The organism is Streptomyces sp. NBC_00271, from assembly GCF_036178845.1.
Taxonomy (GTDB): domain Bacteria; phylum Actinomycetota; class Actinomycetes; order Streptomycetales; family Streptomycetaceae; genus Streptomyces.
Genome location: NZ_CP108070.1, coordinates 7866261 through 7886723, shown reverse-complemented (window position 1 = coordinate 7886723; position 20463 = coordinate 7866261). Strand labels below are relative to the sequence as shown.

Here is a 20463-nt window from a genome sequence, read left to right as displayed (position 1 = left end):
TCGTGAGACCCGGCGGCCGTGCGGCCGCCGGGGCCTTCCTTCCCCTGCGCGGTCTCGCCGCCCGACGGCATCCCCACGCACGCCCCGACGGTGGCCTGGACTTCGACTTCAACATCGCCCGCACGTTCGCCTCCCTGGACTTCGTGAGCTCCGGCCACTCAGCCCCCGCTGCTGCCCAAGTACGCCCGCCCACCGGGTCGTCGGAAGGCCGGCTCGTCATCACCCCGTCGCGATGGAGCCGCCGCAGGTCCGGGTGAGGCCGCACCTGCCGAACGGCCTACCTGAGTCGCCTTCAGCGGGCGCGGGCCCCTCGTGCTGCATACCGTCTCCAGAGGAACAGCTCCCGGTCTTGATCGTCATGGGTCGAGGGGTGAACCGAACAAGACGTTCGAGGACGAGCGGCACCGCCATCGGAGAAGGGTTCCGGGTGCCAAGGAGGTCGGCCATGGTGACGCGAGAGCCGCGGATCCGCCGGACACGGAGAAGAACCCATCGCACCGTCGGAGCCTGCGCGCTCGCTGCGGGGTGGTCTTCGCGCACTGCGTGCCGTCGGCCACGGCCAGTCCCCAAGAGGGCCCGCCCCGCCGGTGCGCGACGAAACCCTTCCCTCCATCGGAAAGTACTCCACCCCCGATCCTGCCGGGCAGCGACGTGTGGAGTTTCGTGTCCGAACCGGGCCTTCACCCCATGCGGGTGACCGTGACCGCGAACAAACCGGGAACGGCTCACGGAGACATCTTTGTCGCCCCGTTCAGCGCGGACCAGATGGTCGGCCAGACGGGGGCACTGGCCAACGACGGCTCGGGGGATCCGGTCTGGTTCCGCCCCCTGCCTTCCACGAACCTCCAGAACGCCGACTTCAGGGTCTTCGCGCACCACGGCTACTACCCGGACGAGCACGAATTCACCCTGACTCGCAGAGGCACCGCCCTGTTCATCGCCTCAAAGCCGGTGCCCATGGATCTCACGCCCTATGGGGGTCCGAAGAACGGAGCCATCGAGAACATCGAGATCCAGGAGGTCGACCTCGCCACGGGAAGACTCCTCTACTCATGGAACGCGCTGGACCACATCGACCCCGCCGATTCCGAGGAGGCAGCCTCCAGCGCATCGTCGTCCGACGGAGTGTGGGACGCCTTTCACATCAACTCCGTCGACGAGGGCCCCGACGGCCGACTGCTGATCTCGTCCCGGAACATGTGGGCGATCTACAACGTCACCAAGAAATCCGGGAAGATCCGCTATCAGATCGGGGGAAAGAAAAGCGACTTCACCTTCGGCCCGAACGCGGGCTTCTACTGGCAGCACGATGCCCGATTCCAGCCAGGAAACCGGATCAGCATGTTCGACGACGGCTGCTGCGACCTGCCCGACGGCGCCCCCGAACAGCGTTCGCACGGCCTGATCCTCAACCTTGATTTCCCCAGCCACAAGGCGACGGCGGTCAAGACCCACTACCACCAGCCGCCATTGGAGTCACCAACTCAGGGAAACACCCAGGCCCTCTCCAACGGCAACGAATTCATCGGGTGGGGCCTTCCGGAACAAATGGATCGGCACGCCCTACTACCCACCGAGTGCGGCGGCACGGTCCGACGGCGGGCACAGCGTCGTCCACGCCTCCTGGAACGGCTCGACGCAGACTGAAGCATGGCAGGTACTCGCCGGATCCGACCCCCATTCCCTGTCGGTCGTCGTCAGACACGCCCCACGGTCCGGATTCAGTCGCAACATGACTGAAGTGAGAGAACCGCGCCCGGACCCCACCCGCCGACCCCACCTGGGAATGCGCCCCGGCGAACTCGCCGGCAAATGGTACGCAAAGTACTGGAACCCGGTGATGGCACCCATGCCGGAGCACATCAAAGAGGCGATCGGTCTCGGCCCACAGCCGCCCCCTTTGTGCCTGAGCCCGGATGACGCGGCAACGCTGAGCGACACCGGCTATGGGGAGTTCGAGAACGGATACAGCCTCTTCGGCGACGGATCCATGCACATCGCCACACTGACCCGCATGCCGAGAGTGTCTCCGGCCATGGTGGACTGGTGGTTCTGGTGGCATGCCACGGAGACCCAACGGTACAAGCTGTGGTATCCGCGTGCCCACCTGTACACGGAATGGTCTCGAGGCACGGTGGACCAGAGTGCTCCCTACCGCGACAGGTATATCGGGGGTACGTCGTTCGTCGACGAGTACGTCGGCAGTTCGCTCGGCGAGCTCGCTATCCGGTTTGTCCCTCCCGACACGCTGGGATTCAGCGATGACAGCGTCGATCCGGACGAAGCCACCGCGATCTGCGCCAGGATCGGGTTGTCCCGCGTTCCGCTCGACTGGGGCCACCTGGTCCACTACGTACGCCGGGTGAAGGGCGGCGCCGAGATGCGTTCGCGCTTTTGGATGGGCGGGAAATACGTCGCCCCTCGCGCAGGAGCCTCCCTGACCGACGAACTCGAAACAGTCGCGGAAGGTCTGCGGCGTCTCGGGGACGGGCACGCCCGCGCCATGGTCGTACATTGCTCGCAGGAGATGAACCATCTCGCGGCGTTTCTCCCGGATATTTTCGACGAGTTCCAACGATCCGAATAGGCTCGCCGGCCGGCAGGGCCTGTTCTGCCGTTCGTTCCGGTGCACGAAGATTCCTGAAAGGAGAGGGCATGTCGACCCGGATCGAGGGCAGGGTGTTGCGTCGCGGTGACTACCGTTACGAGAGTCGGCGCCGTGAGGCGTGCTGGCACGCGGGGGTGCCGGACCGCTACCCAGAGGTGATCGTGCTGGCGAACAACGAGGACGATGTCGTCGCAGCGGTGCAGCTCGCCAGGGCGGAGGGCCTGCAGATCGCGGTGCGGTCAGGTGGCCACAGCTGGTCCGGGTCGCACCTGCGTGACGGCACGGTGCTCATCGACCTGTCGAACCTGCGGCACGTGGCGGTCGACAGGGAGGCGATGACCGGCACCGCCCAGCCCGGAATCAAGGGGTTCGAGCTCAATGCGATGGTGGCCGAGCAGAACCTGTACTTTCCCACCGGCCACTGCACGGGTGTCTCCATCGGCGGGTACCTGCTGCAAGGCGGGTTCGGCTGGGCCGGCCGGGACTACGGACCGGCGTGCATGTCGGTGACCGGTATCGACGTGGTCACGGCGAGCGGCGAACGGATCCACGCCGACGAGACCCAGAACGCCGACCTGTTCTGGGCAGCCCGCGGCGCCGGTCCCGGCTTCTTCGCCGTTGTGACCAGGTTCTACGTCAAGCTGTACCCGCGCATGCGGGTCACGATGAACAGCGGCTACTTCTGGCCGGCCTCGGCCGCACCAGACGTCTACCGGTTCGTCCACGAGATCGGCCGTCAGACCCCGACCGAGATCAATCTCCTGTGCTGCCGCGACCCGATGACGGACGGCGAGCCTCTCATCTCGCTCAACGCGACGGCCTTCACCGATACGGAGGACGAGGCCAGGGACCAACTGTCGCTCTACGAGTCCTGTCCCGCACGCCCTCACGTGCTCACGACTCGGCTCAACGAGGTGACGGACACCGCAACCCTCAGCCGATACGGCACTGATCCACATTACGACGAGACCAAGCGCTATCTGGCCGACAGCATGTGGACCCATGCCTCCTTCGACGACCTGTGGCCCAACTTCGAGGCCATGCTGAAGACCTGGCCGCCGGCGCCGTCGCACCTGCTGGTGTTCAACTGGGGAGGATACGAGCGACAGCCCGAACGTCCGTCGATGGCGTACTCGGTGGAAGACGAGCTGTACTACGGGCTGTATGCGGCCTGGACCGATCCGGTCGACAGCCAGACTTACACGAACTGGGTGACCAACCACATGCGAGCGTGGGAGCCGTATGCCAGCGGGATCCAACTGGCTGACGAGAACCTGGTCAACCGCCCGTATCGCTTCGTGACCGACGAGAACCTCCTGCGGCTCGACGCCCTCCGCGCCAGATGGGACCCCGACGGGCTGTTCGTGTCCTGGCTGGGTCGGCCTGAACTGCCTACCGGTGCCGCGCATACCGAGAAGAGCCCGGTAGCCGGCCGGAGCGAATGATCGGAGCGGAGGCCACAACCCGCCGGCCAAGCTCGGCACCCCGGATTCAGCCCTCCGGGTCACCGAATCCATCGCCCCGGGACAATGGTCAGTACGGCAATCGGAGAAGATGCGACGTCACTGCTTGTTCATGAGGAGGGGGGACGCCACGGGACTTGTTCGTGAGGCATGGCTCATCCAGGTCACCGGGGTGGTGCAGGGTGTCGGGTACCGGCCGTTCGTGTACCGTCTCGCCACCAGCGTGCGCCTCTCCGGCTGGGTGCTCAATGACACCCTCGGCGTGTTGATCGAAGCCTGCGGTCCTGAGTCCGCGCTCCGCGATTTCGTCGTCGCACTCACGGAGCGAGCTCCTCCGCTGGCCAGCGTGGACACCGTTCGGGTGCGGCGCCGACGGCGCGCCGAGGACGCCGAGGCCGATCGCGGCTTCGAGGTGCGCTCCAGCCGTCATGTGCCCGGGGCGTCCGCCGTGACGACCGCTCCTCCCGACGCCCATGTCTGCGCGCAGTGCCTGCGAGAGACCCTCGATCCGGCGGATCGCCGCTACCGCTACCCGTTCACCAACTGCACCGACTGTGGACCCCGCTACTCGTTGATCCGTTCGCTTCCCTACGACCGGTCCCGCACCACCATGACGGCGTTCACGATGTGCGAGCCGTGCGCCACGGAGTACGCGGACCCGGGAGACCGCCGCTACCACGCCCAACCCAACGCCTGCCCCGACTGCGGTCCCGCCCTCTCCCTGCACGGACCGGGCGGACAACTCGCCGAGCGCGAAGCGGCGCTCGCGGGCGCCGTCGAAGCGCTGGCCGCCGGACGCGTCGTTGCGGTGAAGGGCCTCGGCGGCTTCCATCTCGCCGTGAACGCCCGGGACGGCGAGGCGGTGGCTCGGCTACGACGGCGCAAGGGCCGCGCCGCGAAGCCGTTCGCCATCCTGGTCCGCGACCTCACGGCCGCGTCGGAAGTGGCCTCCTACGGACCGGACGAGGCAACGTTGCTGACCTCTCCGGCCCGCCCCGTCGTCCTGCTGCGCAAACGGCCCGGAGCCCGTTGGGTCAAAGCGGTGGCGCTCACCGTGCTGTCGGGCGTCCCCGTCGCGGCCACGGGCGGCAGTGACGGCACCGTACGGCTCTGGGACCTCACCACCGCGAGCCCGCTCGGCGCACCCCTGGCACCGCACAAGGGTGCCGTCACCTCCCTTGCCCTGGAGTCCGACGAGCAGGGCCTCGGTCGCCTTGCCTCGGGCGGAGAGGACCACGCCGTCGCACTCTGGGCCGTGGCGCTCGACGGCAGCTGTACGTCAGTTCCGCATGCCCTCGAACACCGCGGACCGGTGTCGGATGTACTCCTGCTGCGGACGGGGACGGGACTCCTGGGCGCGTCCGCCGACGCCCGCGGGATCGTGAAGCTCTGGGACGCGGCCACGGGACTCCCCTGGGAGGGAGCCGGGCCCGAGCCGTACCCCGCGGCGATCAACTCACTCGCCGCGGGTCGGCTGTACGGCCGCCGAGTCCTGATCAGCGCTGCTCGCCACAGCCTGCTCCGCATCTGGGATCTCGACGCCTGCCATCCGGCCGCGGTGCTTCACCTGCCCGGCCCGGCATCCCGCATCTGCCCCCTGGAGGGCGAGGGCCTCGCCGTCGCCCTCGGCCGCGATGTCGTCGCCCTCAGGCAGCCGCCCGGCGCTTGAGAATGAGGGGCGGGGGGCTTGAGCGGTCGACAAGCGCGGTCGAGCACTTCCCTGCTCTCCAGAAGAAATTCCAAGACGGTGAGCACCGGCCGCGGGTGCCCTCGGCGGCGGTGGCGGAGGTTCCGCGTCCGGGCCGGTGTTCGAGGGTGTGGTGGGGGAAGCGGGGGCATTTGACAAGTAGTCGGTCCCCGCACGTATCAGGCAGGACGGTACGTGTACATCCCCCCACGCACGGAGGAGTCGCCCATGCTGCGCGGCATCGACGTAAGCGCCTACCAGTCGTCCGCTTTCTCCACCGACGGCCTCTCGTTCGTCTTCGTCAAGGCGACGGAGGGCCGTACGTACGTCAATCCGAAACTCACCGCACAGGTGAAGACGGCCCGGGACGCCGGGTGCGTGGTCGGGTTCTACCACTTCCTGTGGCCCGGCGACATCACCGCCCAGGCCGAGTACTTCGTCGGCAAGGCCCCCGAGAAGGCCGGGGACCTGCTCGCCGTCGACTGGGAGGCCACCGGTGACGGCACGCACGCGAGCAACGCCGAGAAGGACCGTTTCATCCGGAAGGTGAAGCAGCTTCGGCCGAACCACCGGGTCCTCCTCTACACCAACCGCAACTACTGGCTCACCGTCGACACCACCTCGTACGCCGGAGACGGGCTGTGGATCGCCGACTACGTGACCGCGGGCAAGCCCCGCATCAAGGCCTCGTGGCGATTCCACCAGTACACCGACGAGCCCCTGGACAGGGACGTCGCGAACTTCGGCAGCAAGGCCGCGCTCAAGGAGTGGGCGACGGGAGACTGACAGAGGGATGACGGGCCGGCAGCCGCCCCTTGTGGAACGGACGGAAACCTCGTGGCCGCCGGGCTCATGGCCCCGGTATCGTCCGGGCTCCCCCGTACCCCCCTTCGAAAGCGGTGCGCATGTCCAGCCAGCCGGCGACCACGACCCTGTGGCGCCCCACCGGTCCCAAGGAACTGGACCTGGTCCGGCGGTCGGGGTGGCGCGCCTGGCCGCCCAGGCTGCCCGAGCAGCCGATCTTCTATCCGGTGCTCAACGAGGACTACGCGATCAGGATCGCGCGGGACTGGAACGTGAAGCACGACGGTGCCGGCTACGTCACGCGCTTCGAGGTCGAGTCGGACTTCCTGAGCCGGTACCCCGTCCAGCAGGTCGGCGGGCGGACCATCCTCGAGTTGTGGGTGCCGGCCGAGGAACTCGACGAGTTCAACGCCCACATCGTCGGAGAGATCCGGCTGACCCATGAGTTCTCCTGACGATCACGCTCCGACGCGTACGCTCTGACCCGCGGCTCGGTGGGAGCTGCCGGAGAGAGGGGAGCTCTCGCTGATGGGCGGGGCGGTCACAGCGGTCAGCAGTAACGGGACGTATTCCTTCACCAAGCCGAACCGGGAGAGCATCACGCTGCTCGCCGGGCTCGGGGTGGAGGGTGATGTGCACGCGGGAACCACCGTGAAGCACCGGTTCCGGATGGCGAAGGACCCGTCGCAGGTGAACCTGCGGCAGGTGCACCTCATGCACGAGGAGCTGTTCGACGAGCTGCGCGAGAGCGGCTTCACCGTCGCTCCCGGGGAGCTCGGGGAGAACGTCACCACCCGGGGTGTCGATCTGCTGGGGCTGCCGGTGGGCACGCTGCTGCGTCTCGGGGACGAGGCCGTCGTGGAGATCACCGGTCTGCGCAATCCCTGCGCGCAGATCGACGACTTCCAGAAGGGGCTGCTCAAGCAGGTCGTCGGGAGGGACGAGGACGGCGGCGGCGTCGTCTACAAGTCCGGGGTCATGAGCGTCGTACGGGAAGGCGGTGTGGTGCGGCCCGGGGACCCCGTCGAGGTCGAGTTGCCGGTCGGGCCGCACCGTCCGCTGCGGACTGTCTGACGTTACGCGCGGAAGTCCGCGGAGCGCTCCCGGGGCGCCTCCGCCAGCGCCTTGGTCACCTCGTCGACGCCCTTCTGGAGGCCGTAGACCGGGGTGCCGGGCTGCTGGCGCCAGGACTCGTCGAGGCCGCCCGTGTCGACCGTGTCGAAGCCGAGTTCGTCGATGAGCTCACGTACGACCCGCTTGGCGGCCTCGTCGTCACCGGCCACCGGCAGCGCCAGTCGGTCGGGGGCGCCGGCCGGGCGGTGCCGGTCCAGGATGTCCTGGGCGTACGTGCCGTTGAACGCCTTGACGACGGTGTGGCCGATCTGCCGGGCCGTCCAGCCGCTCTCGGTCAGGCCCTCGTCCTCGATCGCGGCGATCCTGCCGTCGCGCTGCTGGGGGTAGTAGTTGCCGGTGTCGATGACGGCGACGCCCTCGGCGGCCTGGTCCACAAGTCCGTGCGGCAGGTTCGGGACCGCCTTCAGGGGAACCGTGACGACGACGACCTCGGCGTCGCGCGCCGCGTCCTCGACCTTGACGGGGGTCGCCCCGGTTTCCTCGGCGAGTGCGGTGAGGGTCCCCGGACCGCGGGAGTTCGCGACCGAGACGTCGTGTCCGAGGGCGGTGAGCCGTCGGGTGAGATTGCCGCCGATGTTGCCCGCTCCGATGATGCCGATCTTCATGATGGACAGGCCCTTCCGGGGTTGACGCCACTGGACTGACGGTGACCGTCAACCGTGGTGCACGCGGGCCTATTCCGGGACGTACGGCGTTCGGGTGACGGGCCGCCGCAACAGGGCGAGGGTCTCCTCCAGCTCCTCTCGGAGGACCGTCCCCGCCGTGTCCGCGTCCCCGTCCGCGACGGCCCGTACCAGCGCCGCGTGGGCGTCGTCGCCCGTGTGGGGGTCGTGCTCCCACATCCCCACCAGGTCCAGCATCTCGATCAGGCCCTCCCGCAGGGCGGGCACGAACTCCCCGAAGAGGTCGGTGAGTACGGGGTTGCGCGCGGCGGCGACCACGGCCGCGTGCAGCGCGATGTCGGCGTCGACGAAGGCCGCGGCCTCCAGGACGGTGACGTCCTCCGGTGTGTGACGGGCGGCCGCGAGGCGGGCCGCCCGCACCTCCGCCAGGATCCGCACCTCGTGGACGTCCGTCACCGCGGCGCGGCACAGCTTCTGCACCCTTCAGGTCGGCGACCGGTTCGGCGACTACGAGGGCACCGGCAACGGCCCCCTCGTCATCGCGTACGCCTTCATGGTGCACGCCGGCGCACCACGCGCACGGCATGACGAAGGGGCGCCCGCCGGATGGTCGGCGGGCGCCCCTGTGTCCGGGTCACCTGGTCAGGGCCCGGGTCACTTGTTCAGGTGGGTCCAGAACTCGTCGAACGAGAGGACCTTGTCCCCGTTGAGGTCGCGGGTGGCGATGATGGCCTCCGCCACCGAGTCGGTGACGTTCCAGTCGCCGCCCTGGGCGAGGGCGCTCTTGAACTCGGCCGCGGTGATGAAACCGTCACCGTCCGTATCGATCCGCTCGAACTGCTTGCGTGCTTCCTCGATGTCCGCCACCGATCCGCCCCTTCGTAGTGCATTACCGCTGTATTGACGGAGGTCAGATTAACGGTCCGCGCCGGCCCTCAGTGCGGCGACCACCCAGCCGAACTCCGCACGGTGCGCGGACGGGGTCCCCGCGCCCTTCACCGTGGACAGCAACTCCCGGTACCGGGCGAGCCGGTCGTTGGACGCCGACTCCATGCGTGCGAGTACGGCGGCCGGGTCGCCGTCCCCCAGCACCTCCCGCAGGAGCGCCGCCGCCTCCGGCGACTCGGGGGCGATTCCCCGGGCGCGGGCCTCGGTCGCCAACTGGAGCATGCGCATGGGGAACCACAAGGATCGCCCGGCTGCCGCGGCGTGGTCCTGGTCGGCCGCGTTGAACTCGACCACCGTGCGCATCTGCGCCCGGAACTCCGGATCCTGGACCATCTCCGCCAGCTCCACCCAGGCGTCCACCTGCTCGCGGGTCGGCTCCTGAGGCAGGTCCACCGCGGTGGAGCGCATCCGCTCCTGGATGGCCGGATCCACGGAGTCGAGCCCGTGGAACAGCTCCTCCACGAACTCCTCCATGATCCGTTTCCGTTCGGCGGCCGACAGCCGCGCCAGCTTGTTCATGAGCGTCATCTCCTCCGCGGTCGAACCGCGTCGCGCCACGGACGACAGCACCGCCCTCGTCACCTTCAGCGAGCTGATCTGCGCGTCCAGCGCCGTCACATGGGCGGCGGCCACCTCCGCGACCGTCGTCTCGCCGGCCAGCACCTTGCGTACGTCGTCAAGACCGAGGCCCAGTTCGCGCAGGGTGCGGATCAGTTCGAGGCGGGCCACGGACGCGGCGTCGTACAGCCGGTAGCCGCCCGAGGAGCGGGCCACCGGGGGCAGGGCGCCCTCGTCCGACCAGTAGCGGATGGTGCGCACGGTCAGTCCGGTGGCCCGGGCCAGCTCGCCGATGGTGAGAAGTCCGGTGCCGTCGTCGATCATGTCTGCGAGTCTGGGCCTTCCAGTGGGTGGAGACTCAAGGAGCACGGTGGTGGAGACTCTTCGGGACATTCTCGACGCGGCCGCACAGGGCGTCTTCCCACCGCCGGACGGTCGTACGACCGTCGTGGCGCAGGCGTCCCACCGGGACGCGGGGGTGCTCGCCTTCACCGCGCACGCGGTGGTCTTCACGGACGAGGATCCGCGGTGGGTGTACGACACGCTGGCCGCCGTGCCGTGCGACGCCCTCGCCGCGCCGATGAACGCGCGGTTCCTGGCGGCCTTCCTCGAGCGGACGGGGCGTACGTCCGAGACCATCGACGCGATGCTGGTGGGCTCTCCCCTGCCGGGCGAGCCGGCGGTCCCGCTGAAGGAGATCACGGACGGCGACCATCCGCGGATCGTGTACGCCCGTAGGCGCCGTGCCGACGTGCGCGCGTGGACGACGGAGGGCGGTGTGCTGGTGCTGGGGCGAGGAATCGCGGGGCGGCTCGAGGTCTCCGTCGAGGTGGACGAAGGAGTACGGCACCGGGGGCTGGGCCGGGCCCTGGTGACGGCGGCCCGGCAGCTCGCCCCGGAGCCGCTGTGGGCGCAGGTCGCGCCGGGGAACGCCCGCAGCATGCGGACGTTCCAGGCGGCCGGTTATCGTCCCGTGGGCTCGGAGGCGCTGTTCATCGCCGGATAGGCGTCAGTGCCAGGGCTCGTAGTACGGGTTGCTCTCGCAGTCGCTCATGATCTCGGTCTTGGTCTTCTTGTCGACCGGGCAGACGCCGATGATGTACTGGCGCGCGATACCGCCGGGGAAGGCGACCTCGACCTGGTCGGCCCACTTGTGGGTGTCACCGATGGTCTTGTTGACGTCGACGCCGCCGGGCGCGTCGATGTAGTAGTTGAAGCCGGACTTGTACCAGGTCTTGTACAGGTCGTGGTCGTACGTCGTCGACACGTACGGCGAGGGCTGGTTGACCAGGACGTACTGCTCGATGTCGTACTGCCCGTTGATGACGTCCTTGGGGTGGAAGCCCTGCTCGAAGACGGTGGCGGGGCCCCTGCTGTCGCTGCGGTACAGCGTGCCGCAGGTCTTGCGCCAGACCGGCTCGGGGGTGATGCGGTCGATCTGCACGCGGTGGTCGGCGGCGGCCTTGACCGGGTCGTAGAACTGGGGACAGGTGGGCGCGACGGCCTTGGCGAGCGGGGCGGTGGGGGTCGCGGGGAGCGTCGCGGCGGAGGTCGCGAAGACGGCCGAGAGGGAGACGACGACGGCGGCGGCCCGCCGCCGCAGGCGAGTTGCGATCATGGGGAGCACGATCTCGGTTCTGCGGCGGCGGGCCGGGGATCTTCACCCGTACGGCGGCGTGTCACCGCCTTAGGGTCGACCGGGCGCGGATCAGCGGAAGATGCCGGTGTGGCCGAGCGAGTAGCGGCCCGGCTGCGGGTAGACGGCCAGGCCGTGCGGGCCGCTGCCGACCGGGATGCGGGCCAGCTGGACGCCGGTGCGGGTGTCGATGGCGTACACCTCGGAGTTGTAGCGACCCGACAGCCACAGGACCTTGCCGTCGGCGGAGACGCCGCCCATGTCGGGGCTGCCGCCGTGGGGCAGGCGCCACTTCTTGGTCAGACTGTTCTGGGTGAAGTCGAAGACGGAGATGGTGCCCTCGCCCCGGTTGGAGATGTACATCTCGCGCGAGTCACGGCTGACGTACAGCCCGTGGCAGCCCTTGCCGGTCGGGAGGAAGGACGGCCTCGTGAACTTGTCCCCGTCGAGGATCCACACGCCGTTGGCCACCATGTCGGCGATGTAGTACCGCTTGCCGTCGGGCGAGATCTTGACGTCCTGCGGCATGGCACCGCGGAAGGGCAGCTTCTCCTGGGCGACCACCTTCATCCGCGCGGTGTCGACCTTCAGCAGCTCGCCGCTGAACTCGCAGGAGACGATGAAGTAGCGGCCGTCGGGGGAGAAGTCGGCGTGGTTGACGCCGTAGCAGCTGACCGGCTCGGTCTTCACACGCTTCATGGTGTGCGCGTCGCGGAAGACCAGCTCGCGGTCGAGGGAGGCCATGACGATCGCGTACTTGCCGTCGGGCGTGAAGTACAGGTTGTACGGGTCGTGCACGTCGACGGTCTTGCCCGCCTTGCCGGTCCTCGGGTCGATGGGGGTGAGGGTGTTGCCCCGGTCGTTGTTGACCCAGAGCGTCTTCATGTCCCAGGAGGGGACGACGTGCTGGGGCTGGGCGCCGACCCGGATCGTCTCGATGACCTCGTACGTCTTCGGGTCGATCACGGAGACCGTGTTGGAGTTGGTGTTGGGGACGTACACGCGGGACGGGAAGTCCTTGACGACCGGCGAGAGCTTGTTCGGCCGGTCGGCGGCGTAGACGTCCCTCGGGTCTAGCACGGGCGGCATGCCGGGCAGGCCGTCGGGCTGCTTCGGCTGGGCCGGTTTGACGGCGGCCTGGGTGCCGACGGCCTCGTGCGCGGTGTTCTTGGACTCGGCGTCGCAGCCCGGAAGTACGGCGAGTGCGGCGAGTACCGCGCCCGCGAGCAGGGCGCGCTTCGTGAGGTTCCGGTTACGGTGCATCAGCTCAGCAGCTCCGTGGTGGTGACCGCGCGCAGACCGCGGCGGCCGAGTTCTTCCAGGACGGCGGGGAGCGCGGCGACCGTGTCCGCGTACCCGAAGTGCAGGCTCACCACGGATCCGTCGCGGACCCCGCCGATGACCTGGCGGGTGACGGCGGGGGCGCCCGGCGAGGTGTAGTCGAGCGAGTCGACGTCGTAGGAGAGGACGTGCGGGTAGCCCACGCGGCGGGCCACGCCCGCCACGAGGGCGGAGGCGGTCGGGGTGCGGGAGGGCCTGAACCAGGTGCCGATGGACCCGGTCAGCCGCCGCAGCCGGTCCGCGCAGCCCCGGATCTCGGCCTCCGCGTCCGCCTCGGACATCGCGTTGATGGCGAGGTGGCGCAGGGTGTGGTTGCCGAGGTCGTGGCCGCCGTCGAGGATGCGGCGGGCGAGGTCGGGGTGCTCGTCGAGCCAACTGCCCACCGCGAGCACGGTGACCCGGGCGCCGGCCTTCTCCGCCTCGCCGAGCAGTGTCTTGGCGACGGCCGGGTCGCCCTGGCCGTGGAAGGTGAGGGCGACCCGCGGGCGGTCGCGGGGGCCGTGGGTGATCTCGGCGGGCTGCTGCGGGAAGCGGCGGGGCGCGGGCGCGGCGGCGGGCTTGGCGGAGAGGTTCGCGGAGGGAGAGACGGCCGCGCGGGACACGGCGACCGGGCGGGCGACGACGCCGGTCGTGGAACACCCCGCGGCGAGAGTCCCGGCGGCGAGCGCGATACCCGACCGCAGCGCCGCACGCCGATCCGGAACCGTGCGGGGGTCCGGCGCCGCACGCGCGACGCTTCCGTCGGGGCTGCCTTCGGAGCTTCCGTCGGGGGACGGCTGAGGGGGACGAGCGGGCGTGATCACCCGACCATTTAAGGGTGTGATGGTAAGAAAACGTGCGATTGGTCCGATTAGCGACAGTGCGGGTCGCGGCGCGGGCCCCGGGGGCGAGCGGTCAACGGTCGGCGACGCGCATCTCGAACCAGGTGGTCTTGCCGCGGGGCAGGAGGTCGACTCCCCAGCGGTCGGAGAGCTTGTCGACGAGAAAGAGACCGCGACCGCTCAGGTCCATCTCCTGGACCGGCATCAGACAGGGAAGGCCGCGGGAGGGGTCACGGACCTCGACGCGGATCCAGCCCCGGCGGCGGCGCATGCGAAGTCCGAAGACGCGGGCGCCCGTGTGCCGTACGGCATTGCCGACGAGTTCGGACACCAGTAACACGGCGTCCTCGGTCATCTTCGGGGAGAGTCCCCAGTGCCGCAGGACGATGACCTGGGTGAGCCGCCGGGCGGTGGCGGCGGACTCGGGGCGGGACGGCAGCGGGACCTCGCCCTCCGTCGGATTGCCGAACAACTCGAGCGCCTTGAGCGCCCGCTCGTCCTCGACCGCAGGCGACCAGCGCGCCGCGGTCGCACTCCCGTGCCGCCGCGGCTGTTCGATACCCTCCAGCCCCGCCATGCCCCCCATCATGGCCGCCCAGAGCCCGCTTCGGGGCCGTTCCGGAGGAATACGCCCCCCGGAACCGCCCATTCCACACCATCCTATCGGCATATGCCCCCGGCAGTTCGGTGCTCGTCACGGCCCATCTGACCTGCCGGAATGCCCCAGTTGGCGGCAATCGCCAGTCGCCCCCGACAAGGCAGGCTTAAGGTTCCTTTAAGGCTGACATAAACCAGCCCTTCGGGGGACACCGGATAAGACATCGCGTCAACTGCAAGGGGATCAGAGGAACTTCGCCTTCCCCGGCCCCTCCTCCACGAAGCTGCGCATGCCGCGCTCGCGGTCCTCGGTCGCGAACAGCCCCGCGAACCAGTTCCGTTCAATCGCGAGCCCCGTCTCGAGATCGGTCTCCAGACCCGCGTCGACGGACTCCTTGGCGGCGCGCAGCGCGAGCGCGGGACCCTGCGCCAGCTTCGCGGCCCACGCGTGTGCCTGGGCGTACACCTCGTCGGCCGGGACGACCCGGTCCACCAGACCGAGCGACAGCGCCTCGTCGGCCTTCACCATCCGCCCCGTGAAGATGAGGTCCTTCGCCTTGGAGGGGCCGATCAGGCGGGACAGGCGCTGGGTGCCGCCGGCGCCCGGGATCAGGCCCAGCAGGATCTCCGGCTGGCCGAGCTTGGCGTTGTCCGCGGCGATACGGAAGTCCGCGCAGAGTGCCAACTCGCAGCCACCGCCCAGCGCGTACCCGGTGACGGCGGCGACGACCGGCTTGGGGATGCGGGCCACGGCGCTGAAGGAGTCCTGCAGACCACGGGACCGCACGACCATCGCCGCGTGGTCCATGGCCTGCATCTCCTTGATGTCCGCGCCCGCCGCGAACACCTTCTCGCCGCCGTAGATGACCACGGCGCGCACGTCCTCGCGGCGAGTGGCCTCCTCGGCGAGCTCCTTGAGCCGGTTCTGCGTGGCGACGTCCAGCGCGTTCATGGGCGGGCGGTCCAGGCGGAGGGTGCCGACGCCTTCGGCCACTTCGAGATGCACAGTCATGAGGGCACCGTATCGGGGGGTCTGGGGGGTTGTCCCCCGGGGCAGATGCGGCACGGGGACTAACGACAACGGGCCCGGTGTACTCGGTCACAAAGGTGACCGGGCACAGCGGGCCCGTCGAGGCGAAACGGTCAGGCGGTCCAGGCCGACCAGGACATGTTCCAGCCGTTGAGGCCGTTGTCCGGGGCGACCGTCTTGTCGTGGGAGTTCTTCACGATCACCACGTCACCGGTGATGGAGTGGTCGAAGAACCAGGCGGCGGGGGCACTGCGGTCGCCGCCGCCGCGCACGTCGCGCAGGCCCACGCAGCCATGGCTGGCGTTGTAGTTGCCGAAGGCGTCGCCGCCCCAGTAGTTGCCGTGGATGAAGGTGCCGGAGTCGGTCAGGCGCTGGGCGTCGGGCACGTCCTTGATGTCGTACTCGCCGCCGTAGCCGACCGTCTCACCGTTCATACGGGTCACCCGAAGCTGCTCGCTGATGACCATCTGGCCGTTCCAGGTCTCGTAGCCCGGCTTGCCCGTGGTGATCGAGATGGTCTTGATGACCTTGCCGTCGCGCTTGACGACCATCTTGTGGGTCTTGGCGTCGACCGTGGAGACCTGGCTGCGGCCGATCGTGAAGGACACGGTCTTGGCCTGCTTGCCGTAGACCCCGGGCCGGCCCTCGACACCGTCGAGGTTGAGGGTGACGGTGACCTTCGTACCGGCCTTCCAGTACTGCTCGGGGCGGAAGTCGAGGCGGTCGTTGCCGAACCAGTGGCCCTGGACGTCGACGGCCGGCTCGGTCTTGATCTTGATGGCCTTCTCGACGGCGTCCGGGTGCGTGATGCCCCGGGTGAAGCGGACCGAGAAGGGCATGCCGACGCCGACCTTGGAACCGTCCTCGGGCGTGAACATACCGACGAAGGTGTTCTTCGGGGTCAGCGTGGTGAAGGCGGACTCCTCGGCGGCCTCACGGCCGTCGGCGTCCTTGGCCACCGCGTGGACCTTGTACTTGGTGGCGGAGGCGAGGTGGGTCGAGGGCGTCCAGGTGGCGCCCCCGCCGGTTATCGCGCCGTCGACCGCGTTGCCCTTGCCGTCCTTGACCGTGACCTCGGTCAGCTTGCCCTTGGCCGCGGAGACCTTGAGGGCCCCGCTGGTGGCCACGCCGTTCGTGCCGTTCTTCGGGGCGATGGTCACCACGGCCTGCGAGACCTTGGTGTCGGCCTTGGTGGAGCTGCCCGTGCTCTTGTCCTTGCCGTTCCCGGACCCGGAGTCCGAGTCCCCTCCCCCGCCGCACGCGGTCACGGCGAGCAGCAGCGCGCCCAGCAGCAGCGCCAGGATCCCCTTGCTCCCCCGTGCCCGCGTTCCAACCGACGCCCCCGATATCGGTCGCCCGTTCAAGTCTGTTCTCCCCTCGCACGGCCTGATCAGGCCCGCACCCCAGCGCGTCGCCGCGCGTATCGCGCTAATTAATCACACGGCTCTGAGAGATGGCTCCCCGGGATTGTCACCGTTCAGTCCCAAGTTCGACCGTGTGGGGGCGCGCTGGAGTCCCCTGCCCTACGACACGTACGTACCCCTTTGACCGGGCTGCTTCGCCGGGCTACTTCACCGCGCTGCCCGCCTTCCACTCCTTCCAGGCCATGTTCCAGCCTCCGAGGCCGTTGTCGGGAGCGACTTTCTTGTCGTCGCTGTTGACGACCTCGATGACGTCGCCGATGAGACTGCGGTCGTAGAACCAGCCCGCGGGGGTGTCGGAGCCGCCGCCCTTGACGTCCTGGATACCGACGCAGCCGTGGCTGACGTTGCTGTTGCCGAAGACGCCCGGGGCCCAGTAGTTGCCGTGCACGAAGGTCCCGGAGTCGGTGAGGCGCATCGCGTGCGGGACGTCCGGGATGTCGTACTCGCCGCCGAAGCCGACCGTGCGGCTATTCATCCGGGTCACGTCCAGCATCTCCATGACGACCATCTTCCCGTTGTACGTCGTCTTCTTGGGGGCGCCCGCCGTGATCGGCACCGTGGCGAGGAGGTCGCCGTCGCGGCGTACCTCCATGGTGTGCGCGGCGGCGTCGACCAGCGAGACCTGGCTGCGTCCGATGGTGAACGAGAAGGTCCTGTACTGGAGTCCGTAGACGCCCTTCGCCCCCTCGACGTCGCGCAGTCGCAGCCCGACGGTGACCTTCGTGCCCGGTTTCCAGTACTTCTCGGGCCGGAAGTCGAGACGGCTCTTGCCGAACCAGTGCGGGCGGACCTCCACCGCGGGGCTGGCCTCGATGTGGATCGCGCGCTCGACGGCGGACCGGTTCTCGATCTCCCGGTTGAACGCGAGGGAGACGATCATGCCGGTGCCTACGGTGGAGCGGTTCTCCGGCGTCACGTATCCGATGAACCGCTCCTCGGGGACGTACGTCGTGAACGTCGTGTGCCGCGCCGAGCGCCGCCCCTGCCCGTCGAGGGCCACCACGTCCACGGTGTACTTGGCGGCGAGCGCGAGCCGCGGGTCGTCGGGGGCCCAGGTCAGGCCGTCGGCGGCGATGCGCCCGGGCACCGCGGACTCCTGCGCGTCCTGGTCCTTGACGACCTGCACGGACTCCAGGCGCCCGTCGGGCACCCGCACCCGCAGCGCCTGTCGCGGGCGTACGCCCTTGCTGTTGTCGTCGGGAGAGATCCGGATGACGTCCTCGGCGGCGGGGGGTTTGCCGAGCACCTCCTCCATCCCGTGCGAGGTGCAGCCGGCGGCTCCGGCGAGCAGGCCGGCCCAGGTCAGTACGGCGGCCAGTGCGGCCCCTGCGTGCCGCGCGCGTGTCTGTTCGTGCTTCACAGCGGGCCCAACGAGTGTGCACCTCTGGGGAAACGTGAGTGCGAGCCAAGCGCTGGGCAGAACAGTGGGGAGGACGACGCGAAGGGGAGCCGCGGCCGGGACGCCGCACGCTCCTCTTCGGGCCGTCCACCGAGCCGCAGGAGGCTGAACGGTGTCGAGCGCAGCCGAGCAGGAGGCAGTGCCGGAGGGGCGGGCCACGGGCGAGAAGCTGCCCGCGCAGTCGTCCCCCGTGCTGAACGGCGCCCAGCGGGCGCCGTCGCCCGCCGTGTCCGTGTGGCCGGGCGCCCCGACGCCGCTCGGGGCGCGCTTCCGCGTCGGCCCCGACGGCGCGGCGGGCACCAACTTCGCCCTGTGGGCGGGCGGGGCGGAGGCCGTCGACCTCTGTCTCTTCGACGAGCGGGACGGCGAGGTCCACGAGACGCGCGTGCCGCTCACCGAGCTGACCCACGAGATCTGGCACGGCTTCGTCCCCGGCGTGCTGCCCGGCCGCCGCTACGGCTACCGCGTGCACGGCCGCTGGGACCCGTGGACCGGCGCCCGCTGGAACCCGGCGAAGCTGCTCCTCGACCCGTACGCCCGCGCGGTGGACGGCGACTTCAGTCTGCCGCCCGAGGTGTACGGGCATGTCCGGGACTGGCCCCAGCAGCAGGTCGCGGACACCGTGCGCGACGACCGGGACTCGGCGCCGTACGTCCCCAAGGGCGTCGTCGTCCACGATGACGACGACTGGTCGGACGACCACCGCCCGAAGACCCCGTGGGCGGACTCGGTGATCTACGAGCTGCACGTCCGCGGCTTCACACGGCTGCACCCCGGGATCCCGGAGGAACTGCGCGGGACCTACGCCGGGCTCGCCCACCCGGCGGCGATCGAGCACCTGGTGGGGCTGGGCGTCACGGCCGTGGAACTCCTGCCCGTCCATCAGTTCGCCCACGAGGACCACCTCCTGCGGCGCGGAATGAAGAACTACTGGGGCTACAACTCGATCGGCTACTTCGCCCCGCACGCGGGCTACGCGTCCTCCGGGACGACGGGACAGCAGGTCGGCGAGTTCAAGCGGATGGTGCGGGCGCTGCACGCGGCCGGTATCGAGGTGATCCTCGACGTGGTCTACAACCACACGGCGGAGGCCGGCGAGCTGGGCCCGATGCTGTCCCTGCGCGGCATCGACAACCGGGGTTATTACCGGCTCCAGTCGGACGCCCGCCGGTACGCCGACTACACGGGCTGCGGCAACACGCTGCACGTGGTGCAGCCGCACGTCCTGCGCCTGATCACGGACTCGCTGCGGTACTGGGTGACGGAGATGGGGGTGGACGGTTTCCGCTTCGACCTGGCGGCGGCGCTGGCCCGCTCGATGCACGACGTCGACATGCTCTCCCCCTTCCTCGCGGTCATCGCCCAGGACCCGGTCCTGCGTCGGGTGAAGCTGATCGCCGAACCGTGGGACGTCGGTTCCGGCGGCTACCAGGTGGGCGCCTTCCCACCCCTGTGGACGGAGTGGAACGACCGCTATCGCAACGCGGTCCGGGACTTCTGGCGGGGCGCGCTGCCGGACGTACGGGACCTGGGGTACCGCCTCTCGGGGTCGAGCGACCTGTACGCGTGGGGCGGGCGGCGCCCCTACGCCTCGGTGAACTTCGTGACCGCCCACGACGGCTTCACACTGCGCGACCTCGTCTCCTACGAGCGCAAGCACAACGAGGCCAACGGGGAGGGGAACCGGGACGGCACGAACGACAACCGGGCCTGGAACTGCGGGGCGGAGGGGGAGACGGACGAGGAGCGGGTACGGGGGTTGCGGCGGCGCCAGCTGCGGAACCTGCTGACGACGTTGTTGCTGTCCACCGGGGTGCCGATGCTCGTCGCGGGGGACGAGTTCGGGCGCACCCAGCGCGGCAACAACAACGCGTACTGCCAGGACAACGAGATCAGCTGGGTCGACTGGAGCCTGCTCGACGAACCGGGCTGGCGTGCCCTGTACGACCTCACCTCCCGTCTGATCGCGCTGCGGCACCGGCATCCCGTGCTGCGGCGCCGCGCGTTCTTCTCCGGGCGGGCCCATTCCGTGGACGGGTTGCGGGACCTGGCGTGGTTCACCCCGCGCGGGACGGAGATGACGGAACGGGACTGGTACGCGCCCGCCGCGACGCTGGGGATGTACCTCTCCGGCCGGGACATCCCCGGACGCGACGCCAGGGGAGCGCCGGTCGTGGACGACAGCTTCCTCGCGGTGCTGCACGCCGGGGACCGTCCGGTGAGCTTCGTCCTGCCGGGGCCTCCGTGGGCCTCGCGCTACGAACTCGTGGTCGACACCTCGACGGAGGAGCAGGCGCGCGCGCCGGGCGTGATCCACCGGGCGGGCGGCACGGTCACCGTGCCGGCGCGGGCGGTGCTGCTGCTACGGGTGGTGGGCTGAGGCTTCCAGG

General features: G+C 69.5%; 20 protein-coding genes and 1 pseudogene. 10 read left to right on the top strand and 11 right to left on the bottom strand.

From position 1 onward, the window contains the following. Positions 1–2 precede the first annotated feature (2 nt). The 8 genes from OG798_RS35940 to OG798_RS35905 all read left to right on the top strand — a co-directional run bounded on the left by OG798_RS35940 (position 3) and on the right by OG798_RS35905 (position 7636). The gene (locus OG798_RS35940; RefSeq protein ID WP_328758300.1) at positions 3–257 is read left to right on the top strand and encodes a hypothetical protein; all 255 of its coding nucleotides are present in this window, start codon (positions 3–5) and stop codon (positions 255–257) included. Between the two features lie 406 nt (positions 258–663). Beyond that, on the top strand, positions 664–1647 hold the full coding sequence (locus OG798_RS35935) for an arylsulfotransferase family protein (protein WP_328758299.1): 984 nt from the start codon (positions 664–666) through the stop codon (positions 1645–1647). An 85-nt stretch (positions 1648–1732) separates the two neighbouring features. Further along, a complete protein-coding gene (locus OG798_RS35930) occupies positions 1733–2587 on the top strand; it encodes a DAPG hydrolase family protein (RefSeq protein WP_328758297.1) in 855 nt (284 codons plus the stop codon). Positions 2588–2655: 68 nt separating this feature from the next. Continuing rightward, complete coding sequence (locus OG798_RS35925) at positions 2656–4053, top strand: FAD-binding oxidoreductase (RefSeq protein WP_328758295.1); 1398 nt, start codon at positions 2656–2658, stop codon at positions 4051–4053. A gap of 130 nt (positions 4054–4183) precedes the next feature. Then, positions 4184–5740 carry an acylphosphatase gene (locus OG798_RS35920; RefSeq protein WP_328758294.1) on the top strand — a complete coding sequence of 519 codons (1557 nt, stop codon included), beginning with the start codon at positions 4184–4186 and terminating at the stop codon, positions 5738–5740. Between the two features lie 246 nt (positions 5741–5986). After that, positions 5987–6544, top strand: coding sequence for a glycoside hydrolase family 25 protein (locus OG798_RS35915; RefSeq protein ID WP_095852500.1), 558 nt, complete (start codon positions 5987–5989; stop codon positions 6542–6544). Between the two features lie 119 nt (positions 6545–6663). Continuing rightward, on the top strand, positions 6664–7017 hold the full coding sequence (locus tag OG798_RS35910; RefSeq protein ID WP_121414965.1) for a hypothetical protein: 354 nt from the start codon (positions 6664–6666) through the stop codon (positions 7015–7017). Positions 7018–7090: 73 nt separating this feature from the next. Beyond that, the gene (locus tag OG798_RS35905) at positions 7091–7636 is read left to right on the top strand and encodes an MOSC domain-containing protein (protein ID WP_095852501.1); all 546 of its coding nucleotides are present in this window, start codon (positions 7091–7093) and stop codon (positions 7634–7636) included. A gap of 2 nt (positions 7637–7638) precedes the next feature. Here OG798_RS35905 and OG798_RS35900 read toward each other — a convergent pair whose 3' ends face one another. The 4 genes and pseudogenes from OG798_RS35900 to OG798_RS35885 form a co-directional block, all read right to left on the bottom strand. Then, the gene (locus OG798_RS35900; RefSeq protein ID WP_328760119.1) at positions 7639–8310 is read right to left on the bottom strand and encodes an NADPH-dependent F420 reductase; all 672 of its coding nucleotides are present in this window, start codon (positions 8308–8310) and stop codon (positions 7639–7641) included. A 60-nt stretch (positions 8311–8370) separates the two neighbouring features. Next, a pseudogene (locus OG798_RS35895) lies at positions 8371–8793 on the bottom strand (FCD domain-containing protein); the annotation flags it as partial. Positions 8794–8973: 180 nt separating this feature from the next. Continuing rightward, a complete protein-coding gene (locus tag OG798_RS35890; protein WP_095852504.1) occupies positions 8974–9186 on the bottom strand; it encodes an EF-hand domain-containing protein in 213 nt (70 codons plus the stop codon). Between the two features lie 48 nt (positions 9187–9234). Next, the gene (locus tag OG798_RS35885; protein WP_328758293.1) at positions 9235–10149 is read right to left on the bottom strand and encodes a helix-turn-helix domain-containing protein; all 915 of its coding nucleotides are present in this window, start codon (positions 10147–10149) and stop codon (positions 9235–9237) included. Positions 10150–10198: 49 nt separating this feature from the next. On the opposite strand from OG798_RS35885, the gene OG798_RS35880 reads away from it, so the two are divergent. After that, positions 10199–10831: a GNAT family N-acetyltransferase gene (locus OG798_RS35880; protein ID WP_179436430.1), complete on the top strand. Its 633-nt coding sequence runs from the start codon at positions 10199–10201 to the stop codon at positions 10829–10831. A gap of 3 nt (positions 10832–10834) precedes the next feature. On the opposite strand, the gene OG798_RS35875 is transcribed toward OG798_RS35880, so the two are convergent. From OG798_RS35875 to OG798_RS35845, 7 genes are all read right to left on the bottom strand, one after another. Next, a complete protein-coding gene (locus tag OG798_RS35875; protein ID WP_095852507.1) occupies positions 10835–11443 on the bottom strand; it encodes an ADP-ribosyltransferase in 609 nt (202 codons plus the stop codon). A 90-nt stretch (positions 11444–11533) separates the two neighbouring features. Then, positions 11534–12724, bottom strand: coding sequence for a YncE family protein (locus OG798_RS35870; protein WP_121414967.1), 1191 nt, complete (start codon positions 12722–12724; stop codon positions 11534–11536). Beyond that, the gene (locus OG798_RS35865; RefSeq protein WP_328760118.1) at positions 12724–13485 is read right to left on the bottom strand and encodes a polysaccharide deacetylase family protein; all 762 of its coding nucleotides are present in this window, start codon (positions 13483–13485) and stop codon (positions 12724–12726) included. Before OG798_RS35865 ends, OG798_RS35870 begins: the two co-directional genes overlap by 1 nt. Before the next feature lie 211 nt (positions 13486–13696). Further along, entirely contained in the window at positions 13697–14200 is a 504-nt protein-coding gene (locus OG798_RS35860) for an ATP-binding protein (protein WP_054234655.1), read from the bottom strand. A 264-nt stretch (positions 14201–14464) separates the two neighbouring features. Continuing rightward, the gene (locus OG798_RS35855) at positions 14465–15232 is read right to left on the bottom strand and encodes an enoyl-CoA hydratase/isomerase family protein (protein WP_095852509.1); all 768 of its coding nucleotides are present in this window, start codon (positions 15230–15232) and stop codon (positions 14465–14467) included. A gap of 131 nt (positions 15233–15363) precedes the next feature. Then, positions 15364–16614, bottom strand: coding sequence for a L,D-transpeptidase (locus tag OG798_RS35850; protein ID WP_121414968.1), 1251 nt, complete (start codon positions 16612–16614; stop codon positions 15364–15366). Between the two features lie 202 nt (positions 16615–16816). Beyond that, positions 16817–18034 (bottom strand): L,D-transpeptidase, encoded by a 1218-nt coding sequence (locus OG798_RS35845; protein WP_095852511.1) that lies wholly within the window; start codon positions 18032–18034, stop codon positions 16817–16819. A 151-nt stretch (positions 18035–18185) separates the two neighbouring features. On the opposite strand from OG798_RS35845, the gene glgX reads away from it, so the two are divergent. Further along, positions 18186–20453 (top strand): glycogen debranching protein GlgX, encoded by a 2268-nt coding sequence (glgX, locus tag OG798_RS35840; protein ID WP_095852512.1) that lies wholly within the window; start codon positions 18186–18188, stop codon positions 20451–20453. The last annotated feature ends 10 nt before the right edge of the window (positions 20454–20463 follow it).